Origin of the sequence: Streptomyces sp. G7(2002), from assembly GCF_028870195.1 — a bacterium.
In the GTDB taxonomy this organism is placed as follows: Bacteria; Actinomycetota; Actinomycetes; order Streptomycetales; family Streptomycetaceae; genus Streptomyces; species Streptomyces nigrescens.
The window spans coordinates 6,912,814-6,935,507 of record NZ_CP102609.1; the positions used below are offsets into that span (position 1 = coordinate 6,912,814).

Here is a 22,694-nt window from a genome sequence, read left to right on the forward strand (position 1 = left end):
CCAGGGGTACGCCCCGGCCGGCCCGTTCGCATGCGCAGCGAGCCGGTCCGGTGGAGGGACACGGGCTCACGCCGATCCAGTGGACGGCCCCTACAGCCAGGCCGCGAACTCCAGCAGCTGTTCACCGCGCTGCCGGTCGCCCACGGCCGCCTCCCGCACGCCGGTGTCCACGGCCCGGTACAGCGTCCAGTCGCGCAGCCGGTCCCGGTCCACCTCCAGGGAGTCGGCCAGCTTGGCCACCCGGCGGCGGGCCGCGGCCGCCGCGCCGGAACCGGCCAGCAGATCCTCGAACCGGTCCAGCACCAGCGCCGCCAGGTCGTACGCCCGCTCGCCGACCACCGGCGCCGGGCCGACCGCCAGCCAGGGCGCCCGCACACCGGCCAGCACCTTGCCCTGACGGAACGCGCCGTGCAGCAGAAACTGCTCGTCGGACCCGTCCGGCAGGCCGCGCCGCAGCTCCAGCGCCTGCTCCACCAGCGGCCCGGCGGCCCGGGTCAGGGCCCCGGCGGTGCGCAGCCCCTCCGCGGCCTCCTCCGTACGCGCGGCCAGCGTCTCGAAGGGATGGCCCGGGCCGGGCTGCACCCACAGCCGCCGCACCGTACCGGCCGCCTCCAGCAGCGCCTTGGCCTCCGGCAGCGAACGCAGCGACACCCCGCCCTGCAGCCGCTCCAGCAGCAGCGCACCGCTCTTGTCGTCGGACCGCAGCAGCCGCACCGCGCCCCAGCCGTCCCACACCTCCAGCGCCGCCGCCTCGTGCGCCGACACCCGCCCCGGCACCGGGAACTTCAGCGCCGCGGGCGTTCCGTCCTGCTGCCGCACGAGCGCGAGCAGACTGCTGCGGCCACCGGGCGCGTGCACCCGCTCCAGCGTCAGCTCCCAGGCCTCCAGCCGCTGCTGAACCAGCGTCGGGAGCGCCGTGAGCCACTGCCGCACCGGACTTTCCGGATCGCTGCTCAGCGAACTCACCAACCGCTGCGGCGGTTCGATGGGTGCCGTTGCCATGCTTGAGCTGTCCTTTTCCTGGGGGCCGGGACCGCAAAGGCGGCCGGTCGTTCAGAGCGCGCCCGCGGGGGCGCTCGCGGAGCCGGACGGAGCGGCGTCCGCGGCCCGTTCCACGAGCCCAGGGAAGGCTACGCCGCCGCCGCGCCAGCGCACCGACCGCACCGCCGCCTCGCGCAGCGCGGCCGCCGCCTCCCGGCGCCTGACCGAGCCGCCGGCCCGTACGAGATCCGCGTACACGGCGGCCAGCCGGTCCTCCAGCTCCGCCGCCAGCCGGGCCGCGGCGGCCGCGTCCGGCACCGGGAAGGGCAGCTTGTAGGCGGCGGCCGCGGCCTGCGGTGTACCGCCCAGGTCGCGCACCACGCGGCGCAGCGCATCCCGGCGGGCGCGATGTCCGTCGTAGGCCGCCTGGGCCTCCTCGCGCCGGTCACCGGCGATCCGCCCGCCGACCACCCCGTAGCCGTACACCGCCGCATGCTCGGCGGCCAGCGCCGCCTGCACCGCCGTCAGCTCCTCGTGGCCGCTGTCGTCGTTGTCGCGCCTGCTGCCGCGAGCCGTTCCGGCCGTCATCCGCACGCCCCTTCGCTGGTCGTTGCCCGGTGTCCCGCCGTGCCCGTCATCCGGCCCGCTCCGCCAGCAGATACGCATGCACCGCACCGGCCGCCGCGACCGAGGCCAGCAGCCGGGCCAGTTCCGGGGGCGCGGCGAGCAGCGCCTTGGTGCGGACATCGGCGAGCCGGCGTTCCGCGTCGGCGAGCGCCGAGCGGGCGGCCCGCTCGTCCTGGGGGACCGGGGGGCCGGACGGCCGGTCGCCGTGCGGCGAGGGACCGGACGCGGGCGCTCCGGCGTCGCGCGCCGGGCCGTCGGAGGGCGAGGTGCGGTCGTCGCCGAACGCCTCGGCGTGCCGGGCGACTTCGGAGCGCAGCGGGCGCAGCCGTGACTCCAGTGCCGGATGCGCGGCCAGTGTCGCGTCGTAGCGCGCCAGCAGGGTGGTGCTGTCGCGGGCCGAGCGTTTGCGCAGCCGTTCGGCGGCGGAGGAGTGTTCGGCCCGTTCGGGGCCGGAGTCCTCCGAGCAGCCCGTGAGCAGGGCCGCGCCCCCGAGGGCGGCGCCGGCCAGCAGGGTCCTTCTACGCGCGTACGCCACTTTCGGCACGTTGCACTTCCCGGGGTCTTCCGTAGTGATCACCGCAGGCGAGAGTATCCGTGACCACCCACCGAATCGTCAGTACCCCGCCGGAACCGATAGGCTTTGACCCGACACGCGACCTACCCACAACAGCACACGCGGCCGAGGAGTCACCCGGATGAGCACCACCCAGAGCGAGAGGCTGCGCGGACTGCTTGAACCGCTCATCGCCGCGCGCGACCTGGATCTGGAAGAGATCGAGGTGACACCGGCAGGCAAGCGGCGGGTGCTGAGGATCGTGGTCGATTCCGACGAGGGCGTCCAGCTGGACGAGTGTGCCGCGCTGAGCCGCGAGGCCTCCGAGGTCCTGGACGACTCCGATGTGATGGGCGGCGCCCCGTACACCCTCGAGGTGACCTCACCCGGCGCCGACCGCCCGCTGACCGAGCTGCGGCACTACCGCCGCGCCGTCGGCCGCCTCATCAAGGCCCAACTCCACGAGGGCGGCGAGCTGGTGGCCCGGATCATCGCCGTCGACGAGTCCGGACTGGACCTCGAGGTGCCGGGCGTCAAGGGCCGCAAGCCGACCGCACGCCGGGTCTCCTTCGACGAGATCGCCAAGGCGCGCGTCGAGCTGGAGTTCAACCGCAAGTCCGACAAGCGCGACGCGCAGCACGACGAGAAGATCGACGAGAACAAGGAGGAGGCGTAGCCGTGGATATCGACATGAGTGCCCTGCGGGGTCTGGTGCGGGAGAAGGAGATCTCGTTCGACCTGCTGGTCGAGGCGATCGAGTCGGCCCTCCTCATCGCCTACCACCGCACCGAAGGCAGCCGCCGGCGGGCGCGGGTGGAGCTGGACCGCAGCACCGGCCATGTGACGGTGTGGGCGAAGGAAGACCCCGAGGACCTCACGGAGGGCGAGGAGCCCCGCGAGTTCGACGACACCCCCTCCGGCTTCGGGCGGATCGCGGCGACCACCGCCAAGCAGGTCATCCTGCAGCGGCTGCGGGACGCCGAGGAGGAGATCACGTTCGGTGAGTACGCCGGACGGGAGGGCGATGTCGTCACCGGCGTCGTCCAGCAGGGCAAGGACCCCAAGAACGTCCTGGTCGACATCGGCCGCCTGGAGGCCATCCTGCCGGTGCAGGAGCAGGTCCCCGGTGAGGACTACGCACACGGCACCCGGCTGCGCTCGTACGTCGTACGGGTGGTCAAGGGCGTCCGCGGCCCGTCCGTGACGCTCTCGCGCACCCACCCCAATCTGGTGAAGAAGCTCTTCGCCATGGAGGTCCCGGAGATCGCGGACGGCTCGGTGGAGATCTCCGCCATCGCCCGCGAGGCCGGCCACCGCACCAAGATCGCCGTACGGTCGACGCGCTCCGGCCTGAACGCCAAGGGCGCCTGCATCGGCCCGATGGGTGGCCGGGTGCGCGCCGTGATGGCCGAGCTGCACGGCGAGAAGATCGACATCGTGGACTGGTCGGACGACCCGGCAGAGCTGGTGGCGAACGCGCTGTCGCCGGCCCGGGTCAGCAAGGTCGAGGTCGTGGACCTGGCGGCACGCTCCGCCCGGGTCACCGTGCCCGACTACCAGCTGTCACTGGCCATCGGCAAGGAAGGGCAGAATGCCCGGCTCGCCGCCCGCCTCACGGGCTGGCGGATCGACATCCGTCCGGACACCGAGCACACGCCGCAGGACTGAGACCGTCCGAGGCAGCCGGCTGCGCCGCGGCCCCCGAAAAATCGGTGGTGCCGCGGCGCTCCGCCGGGAATTCTGAGCAGCGCTCCGGCCTTCACCCCAGCGGGGCCGGGCCGGCGCGGGGAGGTAGACTTAAGCAGTGTCTGGCCGGACGCATGCCCGCGCATGCCCTGAGCGCACCTGTCTGGGATGCCGGGAGCGAGCGGCCAAGGGCGATTTGCTGCGCATCGTGGAGATCGAGGGTGAGTGTGTCCCCGATCCTCGCGGTACGCTGCCCGGCCGGGGTGCTTATGTGCACCCGACACTGGTCTGCCTCGACCCGGCGGTTCGCCGCCGGGCGTTCAACCGGGCCTACCGGGCCCGGGGACCGTTCGACACGACGGCCTTGCGCCAGTACGTCGAACGCGCCGAGCAGCCCCTGCAATAACGCACAGCACGAAATGCACAGCGCACGGAAAACCGTGCGGTCAGGTACCTCGCGAGTCGGAAGTAGGTCGAGATTGCGATGAGCACTCGATGAGTACGCGATGAGTACGCCCATGAAGTAGCGACGGTCCGGTGGACAAACCCGGACCTAGAAGGAGCGAAGTGGCTAAGGTCCGGGTATACGAACTCGCCAAGGAGTTCGGTGTTGAGAGCAAGGTCGTCATGGCCAAGCTCCAAGAACTTGGTGAATTCGTCCGTTCGGCGTCCTCGACGATCGAGGCGCCGGTTGTTCGCAAGTTGACCGACGCTTTCCAGGCAGGCAGCGGCAATGGCCGCGCCGCCGGTAAGTCCGCGGCGCCGCGGAAGTCGGCCCCCGCGAAGCCGTCCGCGCCCTCTCCGGCGCAGGCGGCGCGTCCTGCTGCCCCGAAGCCGGGCGCCCCCAAGCCGGGCCCCGCGGCTCCGGCAGCCCCCGAGGCACCGAAGGCCCCCGAGGCCCCGGTGGCTCCCAAGAGCACTCCCGCCGCCGGCCCCACCCCGGGTCCGCGGCCCACGCCGGCCCCGAAGGCTCCGGCGCCCAAGCCCGCTCCGGCCGCCCCCGCGCAGCCCGAGTTCCAGGCTCCGCCGTCCGCGCCGGCCGCTCCCGCCGCCGGCCAGTCGGCTCCCCGTCCCGGTGCCCCCGCCCCGCGTCCGGCCCGTCCGGCGTCCGGCCAGGGCGGTCAGGGCGGTCAGGGTGGTCAGGGCCGCGGTAACGCTCCGCGTCCCGGTGGCGAGCGTCCGAGCCCGCGTCCCGGCGGCCGTCCGTCCGGCCCCCGTCCGGGCAACAACCCCTTCACGTCCGGTGGCTCCACGGGCATGGCCCGTCCGCAGGCCCCCCGTCCCGGTGGCGCTCCGCGCCCCGGCGGCCAGGGTGGTCCCGGCGGTCCCCGTCCGCAGGGCGGCGGCCAGGGCGGCCCCCGTCCCCAGGGTGGTCAGGGCGGCGCGCGTCCGACCCCGGGCGGTATGCCCCGTCCGCAGGGTGCGGCCCCCGGTGGCGCCCCGCGTCCCGGTGGTGGCGGCGGTAACCGCCCGAACCCGGGCATGATGCCGCAGCGTCCCGCTGCCGGCCCGCGTCCGGGCCCCGGCGGTGGCGGTGGCCGTGGTCCCGGCGGCGCCGGTCGTCCCGGTGGTGGCGGCGGTCGTCCCGGTGGTGGCGGCGGTTTCGCCGGCCGTCCCGGTGGTGGCGGCGGTCGTCCGGGTGGCGGCGGCGGTTTCGCCGGTCGTCCCGGTGGCGGCGGTCCCGGTGGTGGCGGCGGCTTCGGCGGTCGTCCCGGCTTCGGTGGCCGTCCCGGCGGTCCCGGTGGCCGTGGTGGCACGCAGGGTGCGTTCGGCCGTCCCGGCGGTCCGGCGCGCCGTGGCCGCAAGTCGAAGCGGCAGAGGCGTCAGGAGTACGAGGCCATGCAGGCCCCGTCGGTGGGCGGCATCATGCTGCCGCGCGGCAACGGCGCGACGGTTCGCCTGTCGCGTGGTGCCTCGCTGACGGACTTCGCCGAGAAGATCAACGCCAACCCGGCGTCGCTGGTCCAGGTCATGCTGAACCTGGGCGAGATGGTCACCGCGACCCAGTCGGTCTCCGACGAGACGCTGCAGCTGCTCGCCGAAGAGATGAACTACGTCGTCGAGATCGTCAGCCCGGAGGAGGAGGACCGCGAGCTGCTCGAGTCCTTCGACATCGACTTCGGTGAGAACGAGGGCGGCGAGGACATGCTCGTCGCGCGTCCGCCGGTGGTGACCGTCATGGGTCACGTCGACCACGGTAAGACGCGACTGCTCGACGCGATCCGCAAGACGAACGTCATCGCGGGCGAGGCCGGCGGCATCACCCAGCACATCGGTGCCTACCAGGTCGCGACCGAGGTCAACGACGAAGAGCGTCGGATCACCTTCATCGACACCCCGGGTCACGAGGCGTTCACCGCCATGCGTGCCCGTGGTGCCAAGTCGACCGACATCGCGATCCTCGTGGTGGCGGCCAACGACGGTGTCATGCCGCAGACGATCGAGGCCCTGAACCACGCCAAGGCGGCCGAGGTGCCGATCGTGGTCGCGGTCAACAAGATCGACGTCGAGGGCGCCGACCCGACCAAGGTGCGCGGCCAGCTCACCGAGTTCGGTCTGGTGGCCGAGGAGTACGGCGGCGACACCATGTTCGTCGACATCTCCGCCCGTGAGGGTCTGAACATCGAGCAGCTGCTCGAGGCCGTGGTCCTGACCGCGGACGCCTCGCTCGACCTGCGCGCCAACGCGGAGCAGGACGCGCAGGGCATCGCGATCGAGGCCCACCTCGACCGTGGCCGTGGCGCCGTGGCGACCGTCCTGGTCCAGCGCGGCACGCTGCGCGTCGGCGAGACGATGGTGGTCGGCGACGCGTACGGCCGAGTCCGTGCGATGTTCGACGACAAGGGCAACAACGTCGAGGAAGCGGGTCCGTCGACCCCCGTCCTGGTCCTGGGTCTGACCAACGTCCCGGGTGCCGGAGACAACTTCCTGGTCGTCGACGAGGACCGTACGGCCCGTCAGATCGCCGAGAAGCGCGCGGCGCGCGAGCGCAACGCCGCCTTCGCCAAGCGCACCCGCCGGGTGTCCCTCGAGGACCTGGACAAGGTGCTCAAGGCCGGCGAGGTCCAGCAGCTCAACCTCATCATCAAGGGTGACGCTTCTGGTTCCGTCGAGGCCCTGGAGTCCTCGCTGCTCCAGCTCGACGTCGGCGAAGAGGTCGACATCCGCGTGCTGCACCGCGGCGTCGGTGCGGTCACGGAGACCGACATCAACCTGGCGTCCGGCTCCGACGCGATCGTCATCGGCTTCAACGTGCGCGCCGAAGGCCGTGCGACGCAGATGGCCGAGCGCGAGGGCGTCGACGTCCGGTACTACTCGGTCATCTACCAGGCGATCGAGGAGATCGAGGCGGCCCTCAAGGGCATGCTCAAGCCGGAGTACGAGGAGGTCGAGCTCGGTACCGCGGAGATCCGCGAGATCTTCCGCTCGTCCAAGCTCGGCAACATCGCGGGTGTGCTCATCCGCTCCGGCGAGGTCAAGCGCAACACCAAGGCGCGCCTCATCCGCGACGGCAAGGTGGTCGCGGAGGACCTCAACATCCAGGGTCTGCGCCGGTTCAAGGACGACGTCACCGAGATCCGCGAAGGCTTCGAGGGCGGTATCAACCTCGGAAACTTCAACGACATCAAGATCGACGACGTCATCGCGACGTACGAGATGCGCGAGAAGCCGCGCGGCTGATCGTGCAGCGGCCCGCCCGTAGCGCGGTCCACCCGAGGTGGTGGCCGGGCGACGGGCGGGTGGCCGGCCGGGGCCGGTCGGCGGAGAAATTTCCGTCGATCGGCCCCGGCCGTTCCGTGTACGGTTCGAAATGACCCTCCGGCGCACGCCGGGCGGTGACCCCAGGGCCTCGCGGGTGGCTTGACCCGTCTTGCATGTACGTAGGGACGCTGTCCTTTGACCTGCTTCTCGGCGACGTACGGTCGCTGAAGGAGAAGCGCTCCGTCGTCCGCCCGATCGTCGCCGAGCTGCACCGCAAATACGCGGTGAGCGTCGCCGAGGTCGGGGACCAGGATCTGCACCGCAGGGCCAGGATCGGCCTGGCGGTGGTGTCCGGGGACACGGGGCATCTCACCGATGTCATGGACCGCTGCGAGCGCCTGGTCGCCGCACGGCCCGAAGTGGAACTGCTGTCGGTACGCCGACGGCTGCACGGCGACGAGGACTGACCTGATGACCAGGCATCCCGCCGCCGGCGGAAGCACAATTGTGGAAGAAAGAAGGAGACGGACCAGTGGCCGACAATGCGCGGGCGAAGAAGCTGGCGGACCTCATCCGGGAGGTGGTCGCCCAGAAGCTGCAGCGCGGTATCAAGGACCCGCGGCTCGGTTCGCATGTGACCATCACGGACACCCGGGTCACCGGCGACCTGCGGGAGGCTACGGTCTTCTACACGGTCTACGGGGACGATGAGGACCGCGCCAGCGCCGCCGCCGGACTGGAGAGCGCCAAGGGCATCCTGCGTTCCGCGGTCGGTGCGGCCGCCGGCACGAAGTTCACGCCGACCCTGGCGTTCGTGGCGGACGCCCTGCCGGAGACCGCCAAGACCATCGAGGACCTGCTCGACAAGGCACGGGCCTCGGACGCCAAGGTGCGCGAGGTCTCCTCGGGCGCGCAGTACGCCGGCGAGGCCGATCCGTACCGCAAGCCGGGCGAGGACGAGGACGACGAGGGCACCGCGGCAGAATGAAGCGTGAGAGCAACAAGCCGGGCGGGCTCGTCATCGTCGACAAGCCGTCCGGCTTCACTTCGCACGACGTGGTGGCGAAGATGCGCGGTATGGCGCGCACCCGCCGGGTCGGGCACGCCGGCACCCTCGACCCGATGGCGACGGGCGTACTCGTCCTGGGCATCGAGCGGGCCACCAAGCTGCTGGGCCACCTCGCGCTGACGGAGAAGGAGTACGTCGGCACGATCAGGCTCGGCCAGACGACCGTCACCGATGACGCCGAGGGCGAGATCACCGAGTCGAAGCCGGCGCACGGCCTCGCCCGTGAGGACATCGACGCGGGCGTCGCCGAGCTGTCCGGCGCGATCATGCAGGTCCCGTCCAAGGTCAGCGCCATCAAGATCAACGGCAAGCGCTCGTACTCGCGGGTCCGTGAGGGCGAGGACGTGGAGATCCCGGCCCGTCCGGTGACCGTCTCCTCGTTCGTGGTGCACTCCGCGCACGAGGCCGAGGCCGAGGACGGCACCCCGGTGACCGATCTGCTGGTCTCCGTCGAGTGCTCGTCCGGTACCTACATCCGCGCGCTGGCCCGCGATCTGGGGGCCGGGCTCGGCGTCGGCGGCCATCTGACCGCGCTGCGCCGCACCCGCGTCGGCCCGTACAAGCTGGACCGGGCGCGCACGCTCGAACAGCTCCAGGCCGCGGTGGACGACACCGAGGGCGAGGGCCTGCCGGTCATGCCGCTCGGCGACGCGGCGGCCGCGGCGTTCACCCGCTGGGATGTCGCCGAGCCGCAGGCGCGGCTGCTGCTCAACGGCGCGCGGATCCCGATGCCCCGCTTCGAGGGCAGCGGCCCGGTCGCGGCGTTCGGGCCGGACGGCCGGTTCCTGGCGCTGGTGGAGAACCAGGGCGGGAAGGCCAAGAGCCTGGCGGTGTTCGCGGTCTAGGGCGGGTTCGTGGCCTGATATCGAGGGCCGGGTCCGGAGCGTGGAGACGCGCTCGGGACCCGGCCTTCTGCATGGCCGCACACGGGACACCGAAGGCCACCCGGCGGCGGCGAGGGCATGCGGGTGCCGCCGCAACCGGCACCGGCGCCGGCCCGCGCGCCACCCGCCCCTGCCCCTCCACTCCGACAGGTTCCGGCCATTCACTCATTCGGTGAGGCGCTCGGAGTGAATCAAGGAGTGGACGGGGGCGCGTTGGCAGCGCTCCCTGTCGGGACGATCACCGCCTGCTTACCGTTCGGAGGACGGACAGGGCGAGAGGACCGGCGATGGCATTGCTGGATGCCGATGCGGACGTGGCACTGGTGCGTATCCGCGATCTGGCAGGTCGGACGCGGGGTACGGGCTTCCTTGCGGACCACGACGGCACCGTGGTCACCAGCCACGAAGCGGTGGACGGCGCGGCACAGCTGGTGCTGCAGCCCATGGCGGACGGCGCGGGCGGGGGTGCGGCCGGGGGCGGCGGATGGACCTGCCTGGTGGCGGCCGATGCGATCACGCCCCTTCCGGAGGCCGGGCTCGCCCTCGTACGGACCGACAGTTTCGGACCGCACCGGCTCGCGCCGCTGCCCCTCGCCACGGGCCGGCCGGCGCCGGGCACCCGCGCCCGGCTCTGGGCGGGCGGCTGGCTGGACGGCACGGTCGTCGGGCCGGGCTCCGGGGTGATGTACACGGCCACCGCCCGCGTCCACCTGCTCGACGAAACGCTGGAACTCGGCCTCTGCGCGGGCGGCCGGGAGGCGCTGCGGCTGGGCGGTCCCGCGGTCGGCGGACCGGTGCTGGACGCACGGACAGGGGCGGTGCTCGGGGTCCTCGGCACCGCGCTGCACCCCCAGGCCCCCGGCGCTGTCCGGGCGGGGCAGACCCCAGGGCGCCGGGCGGACGGCTTCGCGATCCCGCTGCGCGCGGTCGCCGAGGCCGCACCGCGCGGCCCGCTCGCCGCGCTGCTGGAGCGCAATGCGGCGCACGTACCGGCTTACGGCAGCGAGCTGAACCAGGCCGGCGCGTGGCACCTCGCCGAGGTGGCGCTGGGCTCCGCCGCGCGGCCACGACTGTGGCGCGAGCCGGTCGAACGGCCGGACGTGGCGGCGGAGTTCACGCGCTTCGGGGACGACGACGGGGCAGCGGGCGCACGCGTACTGGCACTGGTGGGGGAGCCGGGGACCGGGCGGAGCACCGAACTGGCCGGGCTGGCCGGCCGCCGGGCCCAGGGTCCGGCCCCCGCGCCGACCGTCTGGCTGCGCGGTGCGCAGCTGCGGCCCGGCGACGACGGCATCCGCAGCGCGGTCGAGCGCGCGCTGCGCTCCGCGGGCCGGACCGTCGCCGACGCCGGCCGTACGGCCGGTGATCCGGCGGACATCACGGCGCAGGGCGTGGCCCGCGCGGCGGCCGCGGCCGGACGTCCGCTGCTCGTGCTGCTCGACGGGCCGGAGGAGATGCCGACGGGCCTGCTGCGGCGGCTGGCCGAGTGGACCGGGGCGACGGCCGACTGGCTGGGTACGGCCGGGGTGCGGCTGGTGATCGCCTGCCGTCCCGAGTACTGGGAGCGGGCCGGTGCGCTCTTCCCGCCCGGCCTGCTGCACCGCCCGCACCGTCCGGTGCCCGCGCTGCCCGCCTGCGTGGAGCTCGGAGACCTCCCCCAGGAGGCGGCGGAGCGCGCCCGCGCCCGCTACGGCCTGCCACCCGGCACACCGGCCGCGCCGGACGCCCGCCATCCGCTGGCCCTGCGGCTGCTCGCGGAGGTCCGGGCGGCGCTGCCCAAGGGGGACACATCCGGACGGGACACCGGCCTCGGCACTCCGGACCGCCACCAGATCTTCGACGCCTACCTGGACCTGGTGTGCCTGCGCATCGCCGTACGGATCGCGGCCGCCCACCGGCCCGTGCTGCGCGGCACCGCCGTACGCAGGCTGGCCGCCCAGGTCGCCGGCCAGGTGCACGAGGCGGCCCGCCGCTGTCTCGGCCCCGGCCCGGGCGCGCTGGACCGTACGTCCTTCGAGGAGGTCTTTCCGCGGGCGGCCGGCTGGGCCTCTGCGGTGCTCACCGAGGGGCTGCTGGTCCCGGCGGGCACGGGATACCGCTTCGCGCACGAGGAGTTGGCGGAGTGGCTGCAGGGTGCCCATGCCGACCTCGATCTGCTGCCCGTCCCCGGACGCCGCCCCGGGCCGGTCGTCCAGGCGCTGCTGCGGCTCGCCGCCCGGGAGGGCTCGGTACAACTGACCTTCCGGCTGGCGGAGTTGGTGCCGATGGCGACCGCCCCCACCGCCGGTACACCGGCCCCGCACGCCGTGGACGGCCGCTGGTGGGCCGCCCGCGTGCTCTCCGGGGTGCTGCTCCGGGTCCCCGACGCGAGGCCGTACACGGGCGTGCTGCGGCTGCTCGCCGACCGGATCACCGAACGGTCGCTCCGGGCGGGCGGTTTCCCGCACACCGGGCTGGAGGCCTTCGGGCCGTGGTTCTGGGAGCGGCTGGCGCTGCCGGACGAGGACCGGATGGATCTGCTGCGCCGCCTGCTCCCGGCCGACGGGCCACCGGCGGGGGCGGGCCGGGTGCCGGGTGGTGGGGAGCGGGGTGGCGCGCAGCGGGCAGGAGCGGCGGGCGCCACGGCCGGTGCGCCGGCCGGTCCGTCGGTGCCACGCAGCCGGTCGTCCGCGTCCGCGTCCGCGTCCGCTGCCGTTGCTCCTCCGGCTGGGCTCTCGTCGTCCTGCTCGTCATCGGCCGGTCTGGCGTCGTCCGGTCCGTCAACGACCGGTCTGGCGTCGTCCGGTCCGTCGTCGGGTGACCTGTCGTCGCGCGATGCGTCGTCGGGCGATCCGTCGTCGGGCGATCCGGTGCCGTCCGACGACGGGCAGTGCTCCGGCCGCGCCTTCGCCCCACCCCCGCGCGTACGCGTCCATCCCACCGATGACCCGTCCGCCGGCCGGTGGGACGGCGAGACCTCGCGGGGCCGGACGCACCCGGCCGGAGCGCCCCGCCCCACTCCTGTTGCGGACACCGGCGACGGACCGTCCGGCGAGGACGAGGCCGCCGGAGCATCCATGACCGAGACGGGCGCACCGCGCTCCTCGCGTTTTCTCGACGCAGCGGCCGAGCTGCTGTGCGCGGACCCGGAGCGGATGCAGCCGCTGCTGTGCGCCTGGTTCGACGACACCCGCCCGCTGCAGCGCCCCGGTGGCGACGAGGCCGGCGGCCCGGCTCGCCGTGCCCTGCCCCGCGAGATCACCGTGGCCGCCGCCGCGCAGGCCCTGCTGCACACCCACCGCCGACAGGCGCTCGACGCCCTCACGGAGGCGCTGGTGGAGGCCGCGCACCCCAAGGGCGACGAGCTGATGGACGCGCTCGCCGAGGACGATCCGGCGGCGGTGTGCCGGGCCGTGGACCGCTGGGCGCACGACAAACGCCCCGAGCGCCGGGCCGCCGCCGCGTCTTACGGCCTGCGGGCCGCCCCGTACGTGACCGCCGCAGCCGACCGCGCCCTGCTGCGCTACGCCGCCCTCTGCCTCCTGGCCCGGACCGCCGACAGCGCCCACCACGGCTCCGCGCTCGCCCTGCTGATCGGCGATCCGGCCACCCGCGCCCGCTTCCTGGACCGGGCACTGGCCCGCTTCGTGGCGGGGGATCCACAGCTGCCGCCCATGGCGTTCCGGGCCGCCCTCACCGACCATCCCGGGCCGGTGCTGGACGCCTTCCGGGCCCGGCTGGTCGGAGGCGCCGGTCCGCCGGTGGCCGCCGGGCTGCTGCGGATGCTCGCCCGCACCGAGGAACCGGTGCTCGCCGCCCGTATCGACGGTCTGGTCCGCGACTGTGCCCGGCACTGCCCGGACCGCACCGCGCGGCCGGTCGCGGAGTTCGTCGAGCGCCGTCTCGAACGCGGACCGGCCGCCCGTGCGGCGCTCCGCCCGCTCGCCGCCGAGCTGCTGACCGGATACCCCGTACCGGTCCGGTGCGCGCTCGCTGCGGTGGTGGCCGAGGTCGGCTCCGGCGACTCGGCCCCGTTGCGCCGTGAGCTGCTGGAGGTGCTGCTGACGCAGGAGGCGTCGTACGCGGCACCGCACGGCGGGTACGAGGAGACCGGGCGGGACACCCGTGTGCTGGAGGCGCTGCTGCAGGCGGCCGCGGAGGGAGCGGAGCGGCGGCCGGCCGAGCGCACCCGGGAGCTGGTGCACCGCACCGGGATGCTGCTGGCCCGTACGCCCGAGGGCGCGGACTGCTTCGACCGGCGGCTGGTGGAACTGGGGCGGCGGGTGCCCGGCTTCGCGCGGCGGGTGCAGGACTGGGTGGCGGACGAGCCGGGGGAGTGGGCGGCAGTGGTGGGCCCCGGCGCCCGAGCCACGCTCGCCGGGTCCCTCGGCTGACCGGCGGGCGAGCGGGCCGGACACGCCGCCCGGCCCGCGTGGACGCACCGGCTCGCACCTGCCGGCCGTCCCGCGCACCGGCGGTTGACGGCCGTCCTGAGCCACCCTTCGCGCGGAGCACCACCCACGGCATGGCAGTCTTAGACCTGCGCCATGCCGACGTGGCGCAATGGACGGACAAGGGTTCGGGCGAGGAGCGGGCACAGTGCAGCGCTGGCGTGGCTTGGAGGACATCCCCGAGGGCTGGGGGCGCAGCGTCGTCACCATCGGCTCGTACGACGGAGTGCACCGCGGCCACCAATTGATCATCGGCAAGGCCGTCGCGCGCGCCCGTGAGCTGGGGATTCCCGCGGTGGTCGTCACCTTCGACCCGCACCCGAGCGAGGTCGTGCGGCCCGGCACCCACCCGCCGCTGCTGGCGCCGCACCACCGGCGCGCGGAGCTGATGGCCGGTCTGGGGGTGGACGCGGTGCTGATCCTCCCGTTCACCAAGGAGTTCTCGAAGCTGTCCCCGGCCGACTTCGTGGTCAAGGTGCTGGTCGACAAGCTCCACGCGCAGGTCGTCGTCGAGGGCCCCAACTTCCGCTTCGGGCACAAGGCGACCGGCAACGTCGAGACCCTCGCCGAGCTCGGGACCACCTACGACTACACCGTGGAGGTCATCGACCTCTTCGAGCGCGGTGCGGCGGGCGGCGGCGAGCCGTTCTCCTCCACGCTCACCCGACGCCTGGTCGCCGAGGGCGATGTGGCCGGTGCGATGGAGGTCCTCGGCCGGCCCCACCGCGTCGAGGGCGTCGTCGTACGCGGTGCCCAGCGCGGCCGTGAACTGGGCTTCCCGACGGCCAATGTGGAGACTTTGCCGCACACCGCGATCCCGGCCGACGGTGTCTACGCGGGGCTGCTGCAGGTGGAGGGCGAGGCGATGCCCGCGGCCATCTCGGTCGGCACCAACCCGCAGTTCGACGGCAAGGCGCGCACCGTCGAGGCATACGCCATCGACCGCGTCGGCCTGGACCTGTACGGCCTGCACGTCGGGGTGGACTTCCTCGCCTACATCCGCGGCCAGGAGAAGTTCGACACGCTGGACGCCCTGTTGGAGCGGATGGCGGTCGACGTGAAGCTGGCGCGGGGGCTGATCGCGGCGGCGGGGTGAGCGCAGGGGTGGGTTAGTTCCCTCTGCTTCTCCTGCCTCTGGGGTGTTCACCTTGCCGGGGTTTTCCTTTGCCTCTGGGTTGCTCCTTGCCGCCGTTCTTCCGGGGGCTGCCGCGTTACTTCCCCCCAGGGGCTGCCGCCTTCCCCCCCCCACCCCCTACCCCCCGCTGGTTTTTTCCCCGCCGCCCACCCCCCTTCGGGGGGTGGGCGGGTATAGGAGAGGTGCGGCAGCTTCGGGGTGGGCGGATTCAGCGGTCCCGCCGTCCCAACTCGGCTGATATCAGGTGGAGTTCGGCCGGGATCGGTTCACTCGACCGGGGGATGACGTGATACGGGGCGGGGCCCGGCACATCACAAGTGCCGGGCCCCGCCCCGTATTGCGCTACGCCTGCCTCACTGCGGAGGCGGCTGCTGCTGCCACCCGGGCGCCAGACCGGGCCCGTCCGGCTGCGGTGCGTCCGGAGCGGGCTGTTGCTGCTGCCAGTGAGCCGGCGGCTGGCCCTGCTGTGGCTGCTGGGTCCAGCCACCCTGCTGCGGCGGGTAGCCGGCCGGCGGCTGGCCCTGTTGCGGCTGCTGCGGCTGGCCCTGCTGGGCGTACTGCTGCTGCGCGTACGGGTCGCCGCCCATCTGCTGCTGGGCGTACGGATCCCCGCCCATCTGCTGCTGGGGGTACATGCCCTGCGCCTGCTGCGCCCGCGCGAAGTCCTCGGCCACCAGGGCGGAGAGGTTGAAGTACGCCTCGCGGGTCTTGGGCCGCATCATGTCGAGGTCGACCTCGGCACCGGCGGCGAGATGCTCGTCGAAGGGGACGACCACGACACCGCGGCAACGGGTCTCGAAGTGCGACACGATGTCATCGATCTTGATCATCTTGCCGGTCTCACGGACACCCGAGATGACCGTGATGCCGCGCTGCACCAGGTCGGCGTAGCCGTGCGCGGACAGCCAGTCCAGGGTGGTGCTCGCGCTGCTCGCGCCGTCCACGGACGGGGTGGAGATGATGATCAACTGGTCGGCGAGATCGAGGACTCCGCGCATCGCGCTGTAGAGGAGACCGGTTCCCGAGTCGGTGAGGATGACCGGGTACTGCTTGCCGAGGACATCGATCGCCCGCCGGTAGTCATCGTCGTTGAAGGTCGTCGAGACGGCCGGGTCGACGTCGTTGGCGAGGATCTCCAGGCCCGAGGGAGCCTGCGAGGTGAACCGGCGGATGTCCATGTAGCTGTGCAGATGCGGGATCGCCTGCACCAGGTCACGGATGGTCGCACCGGTCTCGCGGCGCACCCGTCGGCCGAGCGTGCCGGCGTCCGGGTTGGCGTCGATCGCCAGGATCTTGTCCTGCCGCTCGGACGCGAGCGTGGAGCCCAGTGCGGTGGTCGTGGTGGTCTTGCCGACACCGCCCTTGAGGCTGATCACCGCGATCCGGTAACAGGACATCACCGGCGTACGGATCAGCTCCAGCTTGCGCTGCCGCTCCGCCTCTTCCTTCTTCGCGCCCAGCTTGAACTTGGACGGCTGGGCATTGGCGCCCGGCTTGCGCTTCTTGGGCTGGTTGCGCAGCAGCCGGTCGGAGGTCAGCTCGACGGCAGCGCTGTAGCCGAGCGGTGCGCCGGGAGCGGCCCGCTGCTGCGGCTGCTGCTGACCCGGCTGCGAGTACGACGCGTAGTTGGCCGCGGCGTTCGGGTCGCCGGTCTGCTGACCGGGCAGCGGCTGGTACTGCTGCGCTTGCTGGGCCTGGGCCTGCTGCGCTTGGGCCTGTTGCGCTTGCTGGGCCTGCTGGGCCTGGTGTGCTTGCTGAGCTTGTTGGGCTTGCTGCGCCTGCTGGGCTTGCTGTGCCTGCGCTGCCTGGGCCTGGGCCTGGGCCTGCGCCTGGGCGGCCTGAGCCTGCGCCGCCTGCTGGGCGGCCTGCTGCTGGGCGTAACCGGACTGCGCCTGGCCCTGCTGCGGATAGCCCTGCGCACCGGTCTGCGGGTAGCCGTAACCGGACTGCTGCGCGGCCGCGTGGGGTTGCTGCTGAGCCTGCGGCTGCGGTTGCGGCTGAGCCTGCTGGGGGTAGCCGTACGCGGGCTGCGGATAGCCGTACGCGGGCTGCTGCTGCGCGGGCGCGCCCTGCTGCTGTTGCGGGTAGCCGGCCTGCTGTGCGGGCTGTCCCTGGGCGTACCCGGCCTGTGGCTGGGCCTGCGGCTGCGGCTGCGGCTGCGGTTGCGGCTGCGCCTGCGGTTGCTGCTGGGCGGGTGCCGGCTGCTGGCCCTGCTGCGGCTGCTGAGCGGCCTGTGCCTGTGCCTGTGCCGTCCGCGGGTCCGCGGGCTGGTACTCCGGGGGCAGCGGCGGCAGCGTGGCCTGTCCCGGCACACCCTGCTGCTGACCCTCCGCCGCGGTGCCCCAAGGAGCACCCTGCTGAGGAACTCCTTGCTGCGGAACGCCCTGCTGGGGCACACCCTGCGGCGGAGTTGCCTGATGCGGCGTCGCCTGCTGCGGAACGTCCTGCTGCTGCGGAGCCGTCTGCTGGGAAACCTCCTGCTGCGGAACACCCTGCACGGGCACGCCCTGCTGGGGCACAACCGGCTGCGGCTGCGGCTGCGGCTGTGGTTGGGCCGGTGCGGGCTGTGCGCCCTGTGTGGCGGCCTCGGGCGCGGGCTGCGCGGGAATCGCGGCCTCAGCGTCCGGTGCACCGTCCTCGACGGGGGCGGGCGCAGCCGAGGTCTCCGGCTGCGGTGCCGCGTCGGCGGGCGTGACCTCGGGTTCGGACGCGCTCTCCGCCTCCGGCTCCGTGTCATCGTCGTCGCCCCAGAGGGAGACCGACGGATCGACGCCCGTGCCCGAGCGCTGATTACCGGTAACGGCACCCTCGTTCGCGGCCGGTGCGGCCTCCGTGGGCACCTCCGGCGTGGTGGCCGGGGGAGTGGCGGCGGCCGGGGCGTCATTGCCCGTTTCCTGGGGGCGCAGCGTCGGGAATCCCGGCGGTGCGGCCTCCGCGGGCCCGGGGAGCGGCTGGCCCAGGGGCGGCCCGACGGGGGGCTGGGCCCCGGCGGTCGGAGTGGCGGGCGAGGACGCAGGAGGAGCCGCGGACGAAGCGGTGGCACTGGTGCCGCCACCACTGGTGTCGTTGCTCGCGTACCAGGCCGGTGCGGCGAAATCGATCTTGAACTCACCGGTCAGGTCGAACTCGGACTGGTCGTCGTCAGGATCGTTTCCGTCCGGACGGAAAGCCTCCTGCTCGTTCACTGTGCCTCCTGGTGTACTGCAACGCACCTGAACGGCAGGACCGGATACAGGCGGATCGATCGGATGTAGCGGAAGTCGGAACACACCACCCGGGGTTGCGCCAACACTAACTGTCTCCATCCCCGTATCGACTGCCGTCGTGCTGTGCTCCTGCGGCTCTCCCACACAGCCTAATCAAGAGTCGGGCCATAACGGCAGTCGATGTCATGTCGTCTTCATACCGTTCGGCACGCTTACGGGCGCACCCGTGGATGCGCCCGTAAGTCGTGCCCCGCGGCCGGTTGCGGACGCGCTGCGCACAGCGCTCCGCGGGCCACCGGCCCGCAATGACGGTCAGTCCATCCGGCGTGGCCCGCCGAGCAGGTTGGTCTCGGCCTCCGTGGGCTGCGTCATGACGAACTGGTGGCCGTCGCGCGAGCACCACAGCATGGCGTTGTCGCTGAGCGTCGGCAGTACCGCGCCGACCTGCTCCGGCAGCCGCATGATTCGCGTCACAACGTCCGCCTCCTCGGGCGAAAGCCGCTGCAGACCGACCACATCGGCGCGGCCGAGCATCTGCGGCGACCGCGGTCCGAGGAACGGCAGCACGGTCAGCACCGACTGCCAGGGGCTCGGGGCGAGCTGATTGCGCGGCGGGCGTGCGCCCATGTCCCGTACGACCAGCACGGGGCTGGAAACCGACGGTCCCTGGGGGGCGATCTGGCGCACGTCGTGGACGGACACACACTGCTGTCCGCCGCCCGCGGCCTGCGCCATCTGACCCCAGGCCTGCGGACGCGCCGTCTCGACCGCGACCCGGGCGCCGATGGCGACCGTACGCAGCGCCAGCACCTGCGCCATCCACATGCTGCCGACGAGCGCGATCTCCATCGGCGCGGGCCGCAGCAGGCTCAGTACGGCGGGCTGGTTCTGCGGGTCGATGCCGATGATCACGCCGTCGTCGCCGACCGGCAGGGTCAGTGAGGCGAGTGACTCCGCCGTCAGCACATGCGGGCTGCGCCGCGGACCGCGCAGACCGTAACCGGGCCGCGGCTTCGGACCGGTCGGCCCCGACTGGTCCTCGTCCGGGCGCGGCTGGTGGGAGAGCCGGCGGCCGCCGGCGTCGCCGCCGAGAGGGGGATTGCGCCAGCCGTTGCCGCTGGTGTTGACACGGGGCTGATAGGTGGGAGAGGCCATCAGCGGGTACCTCCGAGGGGAAGCGTGGCCAGCAGGCCGGGCAGCTGTTCCCGGTCGAGCCGTACGAGGCCGACCTTCACGGAACCGGAACGGCGCTCCAACTCGCTCTGTGCGGCCGAGAGTTCGTTCTCGCTGCGGGTGGAAAGACGGATGTAACCCGAGATCGCCGGGGCGCGGCCGCCGCCGTGGGTGGCGGTCAGCGCGAAGGTGCTGGCCATCGCCCTGGTGCTGGTCAGCAGCTGGGTGACGGCCGCCAGCGGCGCACCGCCCTCGCCCAGTTGGGGCCACCGGCCGATCCAGTACGTGGAGTGCCACCGGTCGTCGCAGCGCATCGCCCGGGTCGTCTCCTGGGTACGCCGGGCCGCCCGGCCGTCGCGCCCCATCGCACCGTTGGCGGCCCGCGGGCTGACGCACACCGCGGTGCCGATCGCTGCCACGACCTCGCGCTCGGCGAGCACCTTGGCGCGCACCCCGTGCGCGGTCAGCCGGCTGACGAGCTGGTCGGCGGCGCGCAGCAGCGAACGCTCGGCGCCCTCCACCCCGCCGCCGCGGGCCTCGATCGCCTCCGCGCACAGCTCGGGGTCGAGCTTGAGCGCGATCCAGGTCAACTGCAGGCCCGGGGTCTGCGACTGGGCCTGCAGCGGCGCGTACGAGCGGGCCGCTACGGCCTGTTCGGGCAGATGCGGGGCCGGTGCGGGCTGGGTGTACTGGACGAACTGCACCGACTCCAGGTGGATGTCCTCGATGTCGAGCGCGGTGTGCAGCACCTCGAGCGGCAGCATGTGGCTGCCGCGCTGCGGGCGCAGCGGCTCGTCGCGGGCGTCCACCTGGACGATGGCGGTCAGGAACGTGCCGTCACCGACGAAACCGATGGCGCGCTGATCCGACTCGGTCGTGAACTCGTAGGTCCGCAGCGCCGGTTCGCACTCCACCACGGGGGCGATCGCCGGGTCGACGCCCTGCGTGGCCGCGAGGGCGGCGGCGCTCTCCTTGCCGCGGCGCTTCATGGCGCGCACGGTGGTGATCCATTCCGGCAGCGGAATCCTCCGCCGCCGGCCGAGCGCGAAAATGACCAGAATGGCCGCGATCACGATGGCCGCGGTCAGTGCGGCCGGGTGGATCGACCAGCCCACCAGTACCAGGGCCGCGGCGAGTTCGATGATGGCCAGCTGCTGGACGCGCACCCCGCCGATGGTTCCGGCCTGTTGGCGCAGCCGCGGTGCCACCGGACCTGCCGGGCGGGCCGCGGAACCCCGGCCGCCATTTTCTCTGTTGCCCGGAGCTGTGCCGTTTTGGCCAGCATTTCCCGCGTATTGCGGTGCAGCGGAAGGCTGTTGCTGCTGTTGCCGCCCGTTGCGGCGTCGAGCCCTGGTGGCGCTGGACATCCCCCGGCCTGCTCCTCTACTGGTGGTGTGGCCTCTAGGCGTATCGGCCGCCGCTGAGACTGGTGCGTTGGAAGGTGGCACCCGTACCGTACGGGTCGATCGACACACGGCATAGTAGAGGGCGCTACGGCGTGAGTGCCGGGGGCGGTCGATGTGGATCCGACAGGCGGGGAGAGAAAGCAACAATGGCATCACGTCGGGACGAGCTGAATGCGTATTCGTTCGCTCGAAAGCGCACGAATGCGGCATTTCTGAAGCCGCTGCCGAACGGTTCGATCGAGAGCGCCCCCCGCCCCCTCAAGGCGGTGGTACCCAGCATCGTGATGGGCGTTGTCATCCTCGTGGGATTCGGTGCCTGCGGCATTCTCAAGCCGGTTGCCCCGCAAGGCTGGGACGAGATCGGGAAGAATGTCATCGTCGGGGACGAATCCACCACGCGCTATATCGTCCTGCAGGGCAAGGACAAGCAGAAACTGCTGCACCCCATCCTTAACCTCTCCTCCGCCCGGCTGCTTATCGACCCGAAGTTCAAGGTGGTCAAGGTCAAGGAATCCGAGCTGGACGGAAAGATCCCGCACGGTCCGGCCATCGGTATTCCCTACGCCCCCGACCGGCTGCCTTCCACCGAGGACGCCGACAAGCCGAAGACCTGGGCGGTGTGCAACCGCCCCGGCAGCGGCCTCAACAGCAAGCCCCAGCAGGCCGTGTTCGTCCTGGGGGGCAAGGACAAGAAGGCCGTCGAGGGCAAGAACAGGGTCGCCCCCCGTCAGGCGCTGTACGTCGAGGACCCCGAGAAGAAGAGGTGGCTGGTCGACAGCGAGGGCAAGGCCTTCGAGTTCAACGGCGGAAGCGAAGCGGTCAACGACAGGCTGCGCCGCATGATCTTCGGCTCCGCCCAGCCGCAGCAGGTGTCGCAGGAGTTCATGGACACCCTCCTCGTCCTCCCGCGCCAGCTCGGGATCACCATGCCCGTGGTCTCCGGCGCGGGCGGAGAGACCACCGACCCCAAGGTCCCGGAGCGGGCCAAGAAGATCGGCTCGATCCTCCAGGACAGCACCGGCCAGAAGTACGTCGTCGAGCGGGACGGCGTCGAGCAGGTGTCGGGCTTCATCGCGAACCTCCTGGAGGAGGGGGCGAACGCGGACAAGGTGAACGGCGACGGTTCGCCGATCAAGCCCGAGCCCATCGCCGTCAACGCCGTCGACCCGAAGTCGGACGACGCGGGGAACGCGACGAACTTCATGGGCGAGATCGCCAGCGGCTTCCCCCGCCCGTGGCCGTCCGAAAGCCTCTCGGTGGCCAACGACTTCGAACACGGCTCCATGACCGGCGGACTGACCAGGCCTACGCGCAACGGTGTGTCCTGCAGCGTCTACAACGGCAAGAACATCAAGCTCCCGGGCGGCGAGGAGAAGCAGCTCGGCTACCCGAACGGTGTGCCGGACATGCAGACCTGGGTCGGCGACGACTACCCGGTCAAGATCGCCACCGGCGCCAACTCGTACGTCACTCCGGGCAGCGGCCTGCTGTACACGGAGGTGCGCAACCCCAAGACGAAGACCGGCAGCCAGTTCCTGATCACCGACACCGGACTGCGTTATCCGCTGCCGAGGAACAACGACAGCGACAGCAAGTCCGGCAAGGCCGACGACGAACAGGACAAGGCGAAGATCCACCTCGGCTATGAGGGCACGCATCCGCCGCTGATCCTGAAGGCCTGGTCCGAACTCCTCTCGGCCGGCCCGTCGCTGGACATTCAGAGCGCCAAGAAGCCGCAGTCGTCCTGAGATGAGCGAAGGCCGCGCCGAGTCCCGGGGAAACCGGCATTCGGTGCGGCCTTCGGCGTACTCCGGATTCCCCCGCTCCCGCTTTTCTTCCGGG

General features: G+C 72.5%; 16 protein-coding genes. 10 read left to right on the forward strand and 6 right to left on the reverse strand.

Annotated features, from left to right (window positions below):
* Positions 1–90: 90 nt before the first annotated feature.
* Genes NUT86_RS29540 through NUT86_RS29550 form a run of 3 tightly spaced genes read right to left on the reverse strand, consistent with a single transcriptional unit; the run spans position 91 to position 2,143 of the window.
* Positions 91–1,002, reverse strand: a complete 912-nt coding sequence (locus NUT86_RS29540) for an aminoglycoside phosphotransferase family protein (protein ID WP_159485914.1) — start codon at positions 1,000–1,002, stop codon at positions 91–93.
* A 51-nt stretch (positions 1,003–1,053) separates the two neighbouring features.
* Positions 1,054–1,569, reverse strand: a complete 516-nt coding sequence (locus NUT86_RS29545) for a ferritin-like domain-containing protein (protein WP_018093382.1) — start codon at positions 1,567–1,569, stop codon at positions 1,054–1,056.
* Between the two features lie 46 nt (positions 1,570–1,615).
* Positions 1,616–2,143 (reverse strand): hypothetical protein, encoded by a 528-nt coding sequence (locus NUT86_RS29550; protein WP_274738417.1) that lies wholly within the window; start codon positions 2,141–2,143, stop codon positions 1,616–1,618.
* 160 nt (positions 2,144–2,303) lie between these two features.
* On the opposite strand from NUT86_RS29550, the gene rimP reads away from it, so the two are divergent.
* The 9 genes from rimP (at position 2,304) to NUT86_RS29595 (ending at position 15,028) form a co-directional block, all read left to right on the forward strand.
* The gene (gene rimP, locus NUT86_RS29555; protein WP_274738418.1) at positions 2,304–2,837 is read left to right on the forward strand and encodes a ribosome maturation factor RimP; all 534 of its coding nucleotides are present in this window, start codon (positions 2,304–2,306) and stop codon (positions 2,835–2,837) included.
* Between the two features lie 2 nt (positions 2,838–2,839).
* Positions 2,840–3,829: a transcription termination factor NusA gene (gene nusA / locus NUT86_RS29560; protein ID WP_018093379.1), complete on the forward strand. Its 990-nt coding sequence runs from the start codon at positions 2,840–2,842 to the stop codon at positions 3,827–3,829.
* Between the two features lie 136 nt (positions 3,830–3,965).
* Positions 3,966–4,253 carry a YlxR family protein gene (locus NUT86_RS29565; protein ID WP_063822565.1) on the forward strand — a complete coding sequence of 96 codons (288 nt, stop codon included), beginning with the start codon at positions 3,966–3,968 and terminating at the stop codon, positions 4,251–4,253.
* 161 nt (positions 4,254–4,414) lie between these two features.
* Positions 4,415–7,528, forward strand: coding sequence for a translation initiation factor IF-2 (infB, locus tag NUT86_RS29570; protein WP_274738419.1), 3,114 nt, complete (start codon positions 4,415–4,417; stop codon positions 7,526–7,528).
* 194 nt (positions 7,529–7,722) lie between these two features.
* Positions 7,723–8,016, forward strand: coding sequence for a DUF503 domain-containing protein (locus NUT86_RS29575; protein WP_018093376.1), 294 nt, complete (start codon positions 7,723–7,725; stop codon positions 8,014–8,016).
* Between the two features lie 65 nt (positions 8,017–8,081).
* A complete protein-coding gene (gene rbfA / locus NUT86_RS29580) occupies positions 8,082–8,537 on the forward strand; it encodes a 30S ribosome-binding factor RbfA (protein ID WP_018093375.1) in 456 nt (151 codons plus the stop codon).
* Positions 8,534–9,463: a tRNA pseudouridine(55) synthase TruB gene (gene truB, locus NUT86_RS29585; protein ID WP_018093374.1), complete on the forward strand. Its 930-nt coding sequence runs from the start codon at positions 8,534–8,536 to the stop codon at positions 9,461–9,463. Before rbfA ends, truB begins: the two co-directional genes overlap by 4 nt.
* A 326-nt stretch (positions 9,464–9,789) precedes the next feature.
* Positions 9,790–13,875, forward strand: coding sequence for a hypothetical protein (locus NUT86_RS29590; protein ID WP_274738420.1), 4,086 nt, complete (start codon positions 9,790–9,792; stop codon positions 13,873–13,875).
* Between the two features lie 205 nt (positions 13,876–14,080).
* The gene (locus NUT86_RS29595; RefSeq protein WP_018093372.1) at positions 14,081–15,028 is read left to right on the forward strand and encodes a bifunctional riboflavin kinase/FAD synthetase; all 948 of its coding nucleotides are present in this window, start codon (positions 14,081–14,083) and stop codon (positions 15,026–15,028) included.
* Positions 15,029–15,420: 392 nt separating this feature from the next.
* On the opposite strand, the gene NUT86_RS29600 is transcribed toward NUT86_RS29595, so the two are convergent.
* From NUT86_RS29600 to eccE, 3 genes are all read right to left on the reverse strand, one after another.
* A complete protein-coding gene (locus NUT86_RS29600) occupies positions 15,421–18,252 on the reverse strand; it encodes an SCO5717 family growth-regulating ATPase (protein ID WP_274738421.1) in 2,832 nt (943 codons plus the stop codon).
* Positions 18,253–18,585: 333 nt separating this feature from the next.
* Positions 18,586–19,428 carry a hypothetical protein gene (locus tag NUT86_RS29605; RefSeq protein WP_148590170.1) on the reverse strand — a complete coding sequence of 281 codons (843 nt, stop codon included), beginning with the start codon at positions 19,426–19,428 and terminating at the stop codon, positions 18,586–18,588.
* Positions 19,428–20,654 (reverse strand): type VII secretion protein EccE, encoded by a 1,227-nt coding sequence (gene eccE / locus NUT86_RS29610; RefSeq protein ID WP_018093369.1) that lies wholly within the window; start codon positions 20,652–20,654, stop codon positions 19,428–19,430. Before eccE ends, NUT86_RS29605 begins: the two co-directional genes overlap by 1 nt.
* 344 nt (positions 20,655–20,998) lie before the next feature.
* Here eccE and NUT86_RS29615 point away from each other — a divergent pair, with 344 nt between their 5' ends.
* Complete coding sequence (locus NUT86_RS29615) at positions 20,999–22,600, forward strand: type VII secretion protein EccB (protein WP_274738422.1); 1,602 nt, start codon at positions 20,999–21,001, stop codon at positions 22,598–22,600.
* Positions 22,601–22,694: the final 94 nt, after the last annotated feature.